Here is a 12,251-nt window from a genome sequence, read left to right on the forward strand (position 1 = left end):
CAGTATCGAGTAGATGGCATCCGCTGACAACTCCAGCCGCTGACTTAACAGGCCTTAGAAAGGTGCAGTTCCTCAAGCGGCAGGGGGCGGCTGAACAGGTAACCCTGGAAGGCATGGCAGTCGTGGGCGATCAGCCAGTCGCGCTGGGCCTCGGTCTCGACCCCCTCGGCGATCACCTCCAGCTCCAGGCTGCGTGCCAGGGCGATGATGCTGGCCACGATGGCCGCCGAAGCCTCGTCGACGAGCAGGTCGCGCACGAAACTCTGGTCGATCTTGAGCTGGTCCAGCGGCAGGCGCTTTATGTAGGAGAGCGAGGAGTAGCCGGTACCGAAGTCATCCAGCGAGAAACGCACGCCTCGCTCTCGCAGGCGCAGCATCTTGGCCCGCGCCTCGTCGCGCTCCTCCAGGAACAGGCTCTCGGTGACCTCCAGCTTGAGGCGTTCGGCGGGCGCCCGGGTGGCATCGAGGATCGCCACCACCCGCTCGACGAAGTCCACCTCGCGGAACTGCCGCGGGCTCACGTTCACCGCCAGCGTCAGGTGCCGCCTGGCGGGGTCGGTGGACCAGGCGGCCAGCTGCCGACAGGCACTCTCCAGCACCCAGGCGCCGATGGCCACGATCAGGCGGTTCTCCTCGGCCAGGGGGATGAACTCCCCGGGTGACACGGCCCCCCGCCGGGGGTGCTGCCAGCGCAGCAGGGCCTCGACGCCGCGGATCTCGCCCGAGTCCGTGACCTGGGGCTGATAGTGGAGGTGGAGCTCCTCCCGCGGCAGCGCCTGACGCAGGTCGGCCTCGAGGCGAGCGCGGGCCTGCAGACGCACCTGCATCTCCGGGTCGAAGAAGCTCAGGGTGTTGCGCCCCGCCGCCTTGGCCTGGAACAGCGCCATGTCGGCCTGCTGGAGCACCTCGTCAAGGCTCGTCTCGTGATCACGGAACAGGGTGATGCCCAGGCTGCCGGTCACCATCAGGCGTTCACCGCCCAGTAGTACGGGGGCCTGCAGGGCCGACAGCAGCTTGTGCGCCACCCGCTCGGCGATCACCGCGACCTCCTCAGGATGCTCGCCGAGGTCGTGGAGCAGCAGCGCGAACTCGTCGCCGCCCAGGCGGGCCAGGGTATCGGTGTCGCGGACCACCGCCCCCAGTCGCCTGGCCACCGAACGCAGCAGCTGGTCCCCGCTGTGGTGGCCCAGGGTGTCATTCACCTGCTTGAAGTTATCGAGGTCCAGGAACATCAGCGCGCCGAAGCGACCGTTGCGGTAGCTGTCACGCAGCACCCCCTCCAGGCGGTCCATGAGCAGGCGACGGTTGGGCAGCCCGGTCAGGGAGTCGAAGAAGGCCAGCTGGTGGATCTCCTGCTCGGCCGCCTTGCGCTCGGTAAGGTCGCTGAAGGTGGCCACGTAGTGGGTCAGCTTGCCCTCGGCATTGCGCACCGCGCTGATGGTCAGCCACTCGGGGAACACCTCGCCGTTACGCCGACGGTTCCAGATCTCGCCCTGCCAGCTGCCGTGGCGCGACACGCTGTCCCACAGCCCCGCATAGAAGGCATCGTCGTGCAGTCCGGAGCTGAGCAGCCGCGGGTTCCTGCCCAGCACCTCCTCCTCGGCGTAGCCGGTGATGCGGGTAAAGGTGTCGTTGACACGCAGGATGATGCCCTCGGCATCGGTGATCAGCATTCCCAGGTGGGTCTCGAAGGCGGTGGCGGCGATGCGCAGCTGGGCCTCGGTGGCCCGCTCCTCGGAGACGTCGCGGACCACCGCCAGGGCTCCGCCGGCATCCGGGCCGCGGGAGCCCAGGGCGCTCAGCACCGAGCGAAAGTGGCGCCACTCGCCGCCGATCTCCAGCCGGTAGTCGTACTCCACCGGCCCACCGCCGTCGCGCAACTCCGCGAAGGCCGCGGCAAGCTGCTCGGCGAGGTCTACCGGCAGCGCCTCGCGATAGTGGCGCCCGATGAGGTCACGCGAGTCAAGCAGCAGCTCGCTGGGGTCGGGCGCATGCACGAAGACGAAGCGCCCTGTGCCGTCGAACACGAAGATCATGTCCTGGATCGAGCCCACCAGCGCCTGGAGTCGCGCCTCGCGAGACTGGCTCTCGCGGCGCGCCTGCTCCCGCTCGGCGACGCGCTGGCGCACCTCGCCCTCCAGCCGCAGCCGGTTGAGGTAGTGGCGCAGCACCAGGCCGCCGAGGCCGATCACCGTCCCGGCGATCGCCAGGCGCAGCCAGAGCCGGTGCATCCAGCCCGTCAGCACCGTCGACACCTCCTCGCCGATCACCGCCACGAAGGGCAGCTCGCCGACACGACGCATGGTGTAGTAGCGATCCTCGCCATCCAGGGGCGAGTCGGTACGAAAGCTGTCCCGCTGCTGGCCGCTGTCGATGAAGGCGCGGGTCAGGGGTTCCGAGATCTGCTCGCCCAGTACCTCGAGGGGGTCTTCCCCACCGAAGACGGGACGCCGGGCGATCAGCTGCATCTGGGTATCGATGATGGCGGTGCTCTGCCCCGCCGCCATGCCCAGGCGATCCAGGGCACGGGAGAAGGCGGAGAGCTCGAGTTCGGCGCTGATGATGCCCCCACCCGCCAGGCGCTGGGCATGCACCACCCGAAACTCCTCGACGAAGTGTGACCAGAACAATGGCGTGACGCGCCGTTCCCCCGCCGGCGCCTGCAGCAGGTCGCGGTGGTAGGGCAGCCCGCCCAGCGCATAGCCCGGCGGGTAGGCGTCACTGGAGGAGACCAGGACCCGGCCCTGGCTATCCAGCACACTGATCTTGTCGAGGAAGGACAGCTCGTCGCCCAGCGCGGCCAGCCAGTCTCCCAGCTCGGCCGGGGCCTCGCCCTCGATCCGCGCCGCCACGCTGGCCAGCAGCGCCTCGCTGGCGGAAAAGGTGCTGGTCACCCACTCCGCCACCAGGTCGGCCCGGGCCGCGGTGCGCTCCTCGGCGGCCCGGGTATCGCGACGATACTGTTCGAGCATCAGGGTGCCGATCACCACCAGCATCAACAGCACGCCACCCACATAGACGGCGATGGCGCGGCGCCTGTCGCGGTGAATGTCGTGTTCAGCATCGGGTAGCGCAAGATCCGGAGAGTGCGGCATGCTGAGGGCGATCCCTGCTGGGTGGATGAATCCTGCCGTTCGTGTAGGTAGTGTAACCACTTATACAAGGCTGTGCCGGTAGAAGCACCGCCGCCCGGAGCATCCGCCCATGGAAGAGGTCACCCGCCATTTCCTCGATGCCAACCAGCCGCTGATCCGCCTGGCGCTGGCCCTGCTGCTGGGGTCGCTGATCGGCATCGAGCGCGGCTGGGTAGCCCGCGAACAGAAGTCCGGCGAGCGCATCGCCGGCATCCGCACCCACGCCCTGGTGGGGCTGCTCGGCGGGCTGGCCGCCCTGCTCTCCACCACGGTGAGCACCTGGGCGTTCCCGCTGGTGTTCCTGGCGGTGGCGGGCATCGCCCTGGTGGCGTGGCGGGCGCGCCTCGCCGAGGCCGAGGACTACAGCATCACCGGCCTGGTGGGACTGCTGCTGACCTTCTGTTTCGGCGCCGTGGCGGTGGAGGTGGACCCGGCATTGGCCACCGCCTGCGCCGTGGCCACGGCGGTGATCCTCGACAACAAGCGCGAGATCCACGGCCTGCTCTACAAGCTGCAGGCCCACGAGCTCGACGCCGGCCTCAAGCTGCTGGTGATCAGTGCGGTGATGCTGCCGCTGCTGCCGGACCGTGCCATGGGCCCCGGCGGCGCGCTCAATCCCTACGAGATCTGGTGGATGGTGGTGCTGATCGCCGCGGTCTCCTTCGTCGGCTACTTCGCCATTCGCGTGGGCGGGGCCGAGAAGGGCATCCTCTTCACCGGCCTGTTCGCCGGGCTCAGCTCCTCCACCGCCCTGACCCTGCACTTCGCGCGCCAGTCACGGCTGGCCCCGGGGCTCTCGCCGATGCTGGCCGCCGGTATCCTGATCGCCTGCGGCACCATGTTCCCGCGCATCCTGCTCTACGCCGCGGTGATCAGCCCCGGCCTGATCCCGGCCCTGCTGCCGCCGATCACGCTGATGGGCCTCACCCTCTACCTTCCAGCGCTGTACCTGTGGCGGCGCCACCGCGGCGATGGTGCGGTACAGCGGCCAACCTCCGGACAGAACCCGCTGGAGCTGCGCACGGCGCTGTTCTTCGGCGTCCTGCTGGCGGTGATCATGCTGCTGGGTGAGTGGCTGCGTGGGTGGCTGGGCGACGCCGGCATCTACCTGCTGGCCACCACTTCGGGGATCGCCGACGTCGACGCCATCACGCTGTCGCTGACCCGCATGTCGCTGGATGCCATCGCCCCGGACACCGCGGTGCTGGGGATCATCCTCGCCGCGGCCACCAACAATCTGGTCAAGGCGGGGCTGGCCGGCGCCTTCGGCACGCGCCGCACCGCCTGGCGGGTAGGCGTGCCGATGCTTGTCTCCCTGGGCATCGGCCTGGCGGCCGCCTGGCTGGTCTGATGCCACCCGCTTCCCCGCCGGGAGTGGCCTTAGCCCCCCTCCACGCCCGCCAGCGTCTGGGCGGGCCGCGCACCCAGGCGACCGAGCTCCGCGCGACCACGCAGGGTGAGGTCCGTCACGAAGCGGAACTGCTGGCGCGGGTCCACGGGGTAGGCGCGAATCTTGTACTGGGTGCCCCAGGGGTGCTCCTTGGCCACCACGGCGATGGGCCGGTCGAACTTGAGATAAGGGCTGGTCAGCGCCACGTCGCGCAGCGCCTCCTCCACCCGGGCGGCATCGTGGTCGGGATGCAGGTAGAAGTCGGCCACGCACTGCAGGCTGTCGCCACCGTTGTTGGCGTTGCTGATCGGCGTGTTCCAGATCTTGAGGTGAGGGATGCTGACCAGGTTGTCATCGGGGGTGACCACTTCGATGGTGCGCATGCCCACATGGGTGACCTCGCCGTAGACCCCCTCGATCTCCACCCAGTCCCCCGGGCGGTAGGGCATCTCTACCGCTGCCACCACCCCGGCGATCAGGCTACTGACGTAGTCCTTGAGGGCGAAGCCGATGGCGAGCCCCACGGCACCGAGCAGGGCGATCATGTTCTGCAGCGAGGGATCGATGACGATGGGCACCGCCATGGTGATGGCGACGATCAGGATCGCCAGGCGCACCAGCGGCACCAGGGCAAAGACCCGGAAGCGATGCTGGCCATGCAGCCGGTTGGCGGCCCAGTTGAGCCCCTTCTGGCTCACCACGATCAGCAGGATCGCCCCCGCCGCCAGCAGCGCAAGCTCCACCAGGGCCGCCGTATCCAGCTTGTTGAACAGTTGCGAATAGTCGTCGGCGTTATCCATCACCGGGCTCCTTAAAGGGCATCCACCAGATAGGTACGCTCCTCGAGCAGGCGCCGTACGCTCATGTAGCCCAGCGGGGCCACCCGCCAGCGGCCGGCATCACAGCTCACCACACCGCGCCGCTGCAGCTGACGCAGGCCGGAGAGCGCCCGGGCATGAGAGAACGGCAGCACTTCGGGCAGCAGCGCCTCGTCGAGGCCGCCATGCAGCAGCAGGGCGTGGAGCAGCAGCACCGACTCCTCACCGACCTCGCCGGGCAGGGTGGCCTCATCGAGGCTTTCGGCCAGCCACAGGGTATCCGGAGACTCCCCTTCCGGGGCCTCGTCGCACAGTCTGGCCCGCCAGTAGTGCCAGGCCAGGCCGAGCTGACCGTGACAGTGGACGGCCAGCTCGCGAAGCTCGCGGCTGGTGGGGGCCTCCTCGCCATCCACCAGCACCGGCTCGCCGCTGCCGACGGCGCGGATCACCTGCGGCTCCCCCAGGGCGGCCCGGGTGGTTGACGAAAAGTAGCGGGTGAGGCGCTCGCCATCGAAGGCCTGCAGGGTCACCGCCGCGGATTCGGGCAGCGCCAGGGCGTGGTGCAGGTAGGCCCAGGTCCAGCTGTCGCAGCCGATCACCCCGCGTCCCAGGCGTCCGGTGAGCGCGGCCTCGAGGAAGTTGCGCAACCCGGCGAGTGCCGTCGCCTGGCGCAGGAAACCCCGCTCCAGTCGCGGTATCCCCCAGGCGCGCGCCGACGACGCCGGCGACCAGGGCATCTCGCCAGCCAGCAGCGCCCCTGCCGACGGCTCGGGCAGGAGGTGCCCCCCGTTCAGGCGCGCCCAGGCCTCGATCCCCTCGGCGTGGCCATCCGCGGGGGCGCCCACCAGCAGGGTGACCGGCCCCGCCGACTCGCCGGCCTCGGCGAAGTACCGGGCCAGGGCATGAGCACTCGGCTGCCAGTCGATGGGCGGCGCCAGCTTGGCCAGGCGAACCCCGGGCAGCCGCTCGAGCTGCGCCTCTTCCCGCGCCGGCTCTTCCCCCGACTCGTTGCCCAGCGTCAGCCAGCGCCCCAGCGCCTGCCAGCGTCGACGCGCCTGGCTGGCCTGGGATGCCCTGGGCAGTTCCCGCTGCTCGATGGGCACCACCTCCCACAGCGGGCGCTCTCGCTCCTCGTCCTGCGCCATCCGCGCCTTCCCCGGTTCACGTCGATGAGCTGACCATAGCACGCCCCGGACAAGGCGCCGAGACGACGACGCCCGCCACGGCGGGGCCGGGCGGGCGTCATGGGGCAGGAGACGAGGGGCGGCTACCAGGTCAGGCAGATCTTGCCGAAGTGGCGGCCGGCCTCCTGGTGGCGGAAGGCATCGGCGATCGCGTCCAGCGGGAACTCGCGGTCGATCACCGGGCGCAGCTCGCTGGCCTCCAGTGCGCGGATCATCTCCAGCTGATGGCGGCGGCTGCCGACGATCAGCCCCTTCAGGCTGGCCTGCTTGGCCATCAGCTTGGCGGTGGGGATCTCGCCCTCGCGACCGGTGAGTACACCGATCAGCGCGATATGACCGCCGATGCGTACCGCCTCGATGGATTGGGGCAGGGTGCCGGGGCCGCCCACCTCGACCACATGGTCGACCCCCTCGCCACCGGTCAGCGCCTTCACCGTGCGCCCCCACTCCGGATCCTCGCGGTAGTTGATGACATGCTCGGCACCCAGCTCGCGCAGCCGCTGCAGTTTCTCGTTCGAGGAGGAAGTGGCGATCACCCGGGCCCCCATCAGCCGCGCGAACTGCAGGGCGAAGATGGAGACGCCCCCGGTGCCCAGCACCAGTACCGTATCGCCGGCCTTGATGCCGCCATCCACCACCAGGGCGCGCCAGGCGGTGAGCCCGGCGGTGGTCAGGGTGGCCGACTCCGCATGGGACCAGCCCGCCGGCTGGCGGGTAAAGGCGGAGGCCTTCGCCACCACCTGCTCCCGGGCATAGCCCTGCACGCCGTCGCCGGGGGTAGTGGCGAAGTTGCCCAGCCGCGCCGTGCCCTCCTGCCAGGGCGGGAAGAAGGTGGAGACCACGGCGTCGCCCACCGCGAACTCATCGACGCCCTCGCCCACCGCCTCGACCACGCCGGCACCGTCGGACATGGGGATGCGGCCGTCATCCACGGGGATCATCCCCGCCACCACGGCGTAGTCGTGGAAGTTCAGCGAACTGGCATGCAGGCGCACGTGTATCTCGCCGGAGCCGGGCTCCCCCGGCGCCTCATGTTCGCCCATTTGCAGGTTATCGAGCCCGCCCGGGCTCTTCAGGGTCACGACCTTCATGTCGGCTCCTTTGTCGCTGGAATCGATGGCAATCCAAGATAGCCTGACACAGGAGTGCGGGCGATGTCCGCCGAGATCACCCCGTGAGCTCGTTGAGCCGCCAGTCGTTGTCGGTGAGGGGCACGGCACCGCCATCGGTGACCCGCACGGTGTCGCTGAGGCCCACGCCCCACTGCCCCGGCAGCCGCAGGCAGAGCGGCAGGTGGAAGACCATGTCGGTGGCGAACTCGCGCTGTTGGCCGCGGGCGATATAGCCGGTGCCCTCGACCCAACTGGGCGGGAACTGGGCGCCCACCGCATAGCCGAACACCCCCGAGAAGAATGCGCGATCGGCGTGGGGCGCCAGCACGGCCTCGGCCGCCCGGGCGGCATCATCGAAGCGGTTACCGGGGCGCATCGCGGCGCTGAGCGCCTCGAACATCTCGCGACAGACATCGCGCAGTGCCTGCATCTCCGGCGTGGCCCGCCCCGCCACGGCGGTGCGCATCATCGGCGCGGTATAGCGCTGGAAGGCCGCGCCGAACTCCAGGAACACCGGATCGCCTGGCTCGATCACGCGGCGCTTGTGGTTGACGTGGATGATGCTGATGCGCCGCCCGCTGGTGACGATGGGCTGCAGGCTCATGAACTCGCCACCCGCGGCGAGCAGGGCGCGGGCCCCCTCGGCGGCGATGTCGTTGTCGCTGACCCCGGGGGCGATGACCGCTTCGGCGGCGGCGAGGCCGGCCGCGGTGATGCGCGCGCTCTCGGCGAGGCAGTCGAGCTCCGCCGGCGTCTTGACCAGGCGGATGGCATCCACCAGGGCCCCGCCGTCGTCGCGGAAGCGCTCGGCGCCGAGTCGCGCCTGCAGCTCGCGGATCACGCCATGGCGAAGCCCGGCGCCATAGAGGTCCAGGCCGATGGCGCGCTGCCCCGCCAGGGTCTCGGCCAGCGGCACGACCACCTCGTCGATGCCCTCCCAGCGGTAACCGAGGATCTCGTCCACCTCGGCGGTGACCACCGCGGGGCCGGTCTCGATGGAGGGCACCTGCAGCACTCGGCGCTCGGCCGTGACCACCAGGGCGGTGTGCACCGAGACCTCGAAGGTGTGATAGCCGGTGAGGTAGAAGATATCCGCCGGGTCGGTGAGCAGCAGGGCGTCGAGGCCGGCGGCCTGCATGGCGGCACGCACCCGGGCCAGGCGGTCGACGAATTCGGCGGCGGGAAAGGGCGGCTCGCTGCCGCCCAGGGCGCCCGCCAGGGCGTAACGATAGGCGTGATGGTCCATGGCGATCTCCGCGGTGGTAGGCCGTCTCCGGCAGTGTAGCCGTGACGGGCGTCATGCACGGTGATATTGGCCCTGTTCGCGCCCCCCGCGGTCTCGTAGAATCCAGCCTCATGTTGAACTCGACAGGATAATGATATGGGCAGGGCCTTCCAGAACCGCAAGGAATCCATGGCCAAGACGGCCGCCGCCAAGACCAAGGTCTACAGCAAGTATGGCCGCGAGATCTACGTCTGCGCCAAGCAGGGCGGCACCGACCCCTCCGGCAACCTGAGCCTGCGCGGGCTGATCGAGCGCGCCAAGAAGGACCAGGTTCCCTCTCACGTCATCGACAAGGCGCTTGACAAGGCCAGCGGCGTAGGCGGCGAGGACTTCTCCTCGGCGCGCTACGAGGGCTTCGGACCGGGCAACTGCATGGTCATCGTCGACTGCCTGACCGACAACCCCAACCGCACCTTCGGCGAGGTGCGCACCTGCTTCAACAAGGCCAAGAGCAAGCTCGGCACCCCCGGCAGCGTCAGCCACATGTTCGACCACTGCGCCATCCTGGCCTTCCAGGGCAGCGATGAGGAAGCGGTGCTCGAGGCGCTGATGGAGGCCGATGTCGACGTCACCGACATCGAGAACGAGGCAGGGCAGATCACCGTCTTCGCCCCGCATACCGAGTACGCCAAGGCCAAGCAGGCGCTGCTCGACGCCTTCGGTGAGCTCGATTTCGAGGTCGACGAGATCCAGTTCGTCCCGCAGGCCACGACCCCGCTCGAAGGCGACGACGTGACCATGTTCGAGAAGCTGGTCGATGCGCTCAACGACTGCGACGACGTGCAGAACGTCTTCCACAGCGCCGAGCTGCCCGAGAGCTGAGGACGCGACAGCCGGGGCTGGCCCTACTCCACCCCGGGCTCGTCGCCGCGGTTGAGCGCCGCCTGGCGCTGGAGCTCCTCGTTGCGCACGTCGTCGATCACCGTCATCAGCTCGTCGACATCGACGGGGGTGGTGTCGTGCTCGAAGCGCCCGGTGAGCCGGCTCTCCGGGTGGAGTTCACCAGACTCATAGAGCGCCCAGATCTCCTTGCCGTAGTCGGTGGCAAGCAGCTCCGGGGCGAAGCGTCCGAAGTAACGGCGCATGTTGTCCACGTCGCGCTCGAACATCCACTCGGCGCTATTGTTGCCGGCGGCATCCACCGCCTGGGGCAGGTCGATGATCACCGGGCCGTCGGCGGCCAGCAGCACGTTGAACTCGGAGAGATCACCGTGGACCAGGCCAGCACACAGCATCTTGACCACGTCGGCGAGGATCTTGGCGTAGTGTTCGCGGGCCTCCTCGGCGCTCAGGATCACGTCGTCCAGGCGCGGGGCGGTCAGCCCCTCGGCGTCGCTGATCATCTCCATCAGCAGCACGCCGTCGATGAACCCAAAGGGCTTGGGCACCCGCACGTCCGCCGCGGCCAGCCGGTAGAGGGCATCGACCTCGGCGTTGAGCCAGGCCTGCTCCTGCTCCTTCTGGCCGTAGCGGGTCTTCTTGGCCATGGCCCGGGAGCGGCGGCTGTTGCGCTCGCGCCGGCCCTCCTGGTACTGCACGGCCTGCTTGAAACTACGCTGCCTGGCCTCCTTGAAGACCTTGGCGCAGCGGCGCTCCCCGTGGGAGCGCACCACATAGACCTGGGCTTCCTTGCCGCTCATCAGCTGGCTCTCGACCGCCTCGATCAGGCCGTCGTCCACCAGCGGCTGCAGTCGCTTGGGTATCTTCATTGACTCTCCCGGTAGTGCCGGCCCGTGTTGCCGAGCGGATGTCAGCGGCTAATCCGCCGGGCGCGAAAGCTGCGCCCCTTGATTCGGCCATTCACTAGACGCTCGAGGGCCTGGTCGGCCACCTCGCGTCGCACGGCCACGTAGGCACTGTTGGCCAGCACCTTGATCTTGCCCACCTGGTCGCCGGCCAGGCCCGCCTCGCCGGTCAGGGCGCCGAGGATGTCGCCGGGGCGCACCTTGTGCTTCTTGCCGCCGCCGATCTGCAGGGTCGCCATGGGCGGCACCAGCGGCTCCCGGGCGAGCACCGCGCGCGGCGGCAGGCTGGCTTCCTCGAGGGGCTCGCCGAGGAACTCGGTGAGGCGCGCCAGCCGGTACTCCTCGCCCTGGCCGACCAGGGTGCAAGCGATCCCCGCGCTGCCGGCCCGTCCGGTACGCCCGACCCGGTGCACATGCACCTCCAGGTCCCGGGCGATGTGGTAGTTGAACACCGCATCCAGCTCGGCGATATCGAGCCCCCGGGCTGCCACGTCGGTGGCCACCAGGACCGAGGCGCTGCGGTTGGCGAACAGTACCAGCAGTCGGTCGCGGTCGGGCTGTTCCAGGTCGCCGTGCAGGGCCAGCGCACTGAAGCCCGCCGCGTTCAACGCCTGGGCCACCTCGTCGGTCTCGCGCTTGGTATTGCAGAACACCACGCTGGACGCCGGGCGGAGGTGCAGCAACAGCCGGCACAACCCCTCCAGGCGCGCCTCATCGCCATCATTCACCCGATAGACCCGCTCGTGGATGCTGCTGGCGTCGTGGGTCTCGGCCACCTCCACCGTCACCGGCTCGCGAGTCTGCGCCGCGGCCACGGGGCGCACGGCGTCGGAGAAGGTGGCGCTGAACAGCAGCGTCTGACGACTGGCCGGGGTCGCGGCGACGATCGCTTCCAGGCTCGCCTGGAAGCCCATGTCGAGCATGCGGTCGGCCTCGTCCAGTACCAGGGTCGCAAGCCCGTCCAAGCAGAGTGAGCCCTTGCGCAGGTGCTCCTCCACCCGTCCTGGGGTACCCACCACGATATGCGCGCCGTGCTCCAGAGAGGCGAGCTGCGGGCCGAAGGGCGCGCCGCCACACAGCGTCAGCACCTTGACATTGGGCAGGCTGCGCGCCAGCCGGCGCAGCTCGCCGGCCACCTGATCGGCCAGCTCGCGGGTCGGGCAGAGCACCAGCCCCTGCACCCGAAAGCTCGCGAGCGCAAGCCGCGAGAGCAGCCCCAGGCCGAAGGCGGCGGTCTTGCCCGAGCCCGTCTTCGCCTGGGCGATCACGTCGCGGCCGGCCAGGATCGGCGGCAGGCTCTCGGCCTGGATCGGCGTCATGGCGGTAAAGCCCAGAGAGGCCAGGTTATCGAGCAGCTCCGGCGCCAGCGGCAGCGCGGCGAAGGAGGCGTCGGGAGGAGTATCGGACAAGGGAAACATCCTGCAGAAAGGGGCCACCGGAAACAGCGGGCGAGCCAGGGTCACCAGCGAGCGACGGCGAAGGCCGAGCGGCATACGCCGGGAAAGCGGGAGAATGGAAGGCCTGCAGGATAACAGAAAGGCCGCCGCGACACCGGACAATTCCCGCCCGTAGCAAGCCTGCAT

Annotated in this window: 9 protein-coding genes; 2 read left to right on the forward strand and 7 right to left on the reverse strand. The window is 69.4% G+C overall.

Going from position 1 to position 12,251, the window contains the following annotated elements; all coding sequences use genetic code 11:
• Positions 1-44: 44 nt before the first annotated feature.
• The gene (locus tag NFH66_RS14145; RefSeq protein ID WP_349610843.1) at positions 45-3,095 is read right to left on the reverse strand and encodes an EAL domain-containing protein; all 3,051 of its coding nucleotides are present in this window, start codon (positions 3,093-3,095) and stop codon (positions 45-47) included.
• A 109-nt stretch (positions 3,096-3,204) separates the two neighbouring features.
• On the opposite strand from NFH66_RS14145, the gene NFH66_RS14150 reads away from it, so the two are divergent.
• Complete coding sequence (locus NFH66_RS14150) at positions 3,205-4,485, forward strand: MgtC/SapB family protein (protein WP_349610844.1); 1,281 nt, start codon at positions 3,205-3,207, stop codon at positions 4,483-4,485.
• A gap of 29 nt (positions 4,486-4,514) precedes the next feature.
• On the opposite strand, the gene NFH66_RS14155 is transcribed toward NFH66_RS14150, so the two are convergent.
• The 4 genes from NFH66_RS14155 to NFH66_RS14170 form a co-directional block, all read right to left on the reverse strand.
• The gene (locus NFH66_RS14155) at positions 4,515-5,324 is read right to left on the reverse strand and encodes a mechanosensitive ion channel family protein (protein WP_349610845.1); all 810 of its coding nucleotides are present in this window, start codon (positions 5,322-5,324) and stop codon (positions 4,515-4,517) included.
• Between the two features lie 11 nt (positions 5,325-5,335).
• The gene (locus NFH66_RS14160; protein WP_349610846.1) at positions 5,336-6,487 is read right to left on the reverse strand and encodes a hypothetical protein; all 1,152 of its coding nucleotides are present in this window, start codon (positions 6,485-6,487) and stop codon (positions 5,336-5,338) included.
• A gap of 122 nt (positions 6,488-6,609) precedes the next feature.
• Positions 6,610-7,617: a zinc-dependent alcohol dehydrogenase family protein gene (locus NFH66_RS14165; RefSeq protein WP_349610847.1), complete on the reverse strand. Its 1,008-nt coding sequence runs from the start codon at positions 7,615-7,617 to the stop codon at positions 6,610-6,612.
• A 76-nt stretch (positions 7,618-7,693) separates the two neighbouring features.
• Positions 7,694-8,884 carry a M24 family metallopeptidase gene (locus NFH66_RS14170; protein WP_349610848.1) on the reverse strand — a complete coding sequence of 397 codons (1,191 nt, stop codon included), beginning with the start codon at positions 8,882-8,884 and terminating at the stop codon, positions 7,694-7,696.
• 135 nt (positions 8,885-9,019) lie between these two features.
• On the opposite strand from NFH66_RS14170, the gene NFH66_RS14175 reads away from it, so the two are divergent.
• Positions 9,020-9,745, forward strand: a complete 726-nt coding sequence (locus tag NFH66_RS14175) for a YebC/PmpR family DNA-binding transcriptional regulator (protein ID WP_349610849.1) — start codon at positions 9,020-9,022, stop codon at positions 9,743-9,745.
• Positions 9,746-9,768: 23 nt separating this feature from the next.
• Here the strand turns inward: NFH66_RS14175 and NFH66_RS14180 are convergent, their stop codons facing one another.
• A complete protein-coding gene (locus NFH66_RS14180) occupies positions 9,769-10,632 on the reverse strand; it encodes a PA4780 family RIO1-like protein kinase (RefSeq protein WP_349610850.1) in 864 nt (287 codons plus the stop codon).
• Between the two features lie 41 nt (positions 10,633-10,673).
• Positions 10,674-12,086 (reverse strand): ATP-dependent RNA helicase DbpA, encoded by a 1,413-nt coding sequence (gene dbpA / locus NFH66_RS14185; protein ID WP_349610851.1) that lies wholly within the window; start codon positions 12,084-12,086, stop codon positions 10,674-10,676.
• Positions 12,087-12,251: the final 165 nt, after the last annotated feature.

Origin of the sequence: Halomonas sp. H10-9-1, from assembly GCF_040147005.1 — a bacterium.
Classification (GTDB): domain Bacteria; phylum Pseudomonadota; class Gammaproteobacteria; order Pseudomonadales; family Halomonadaceae; genus Halomonas.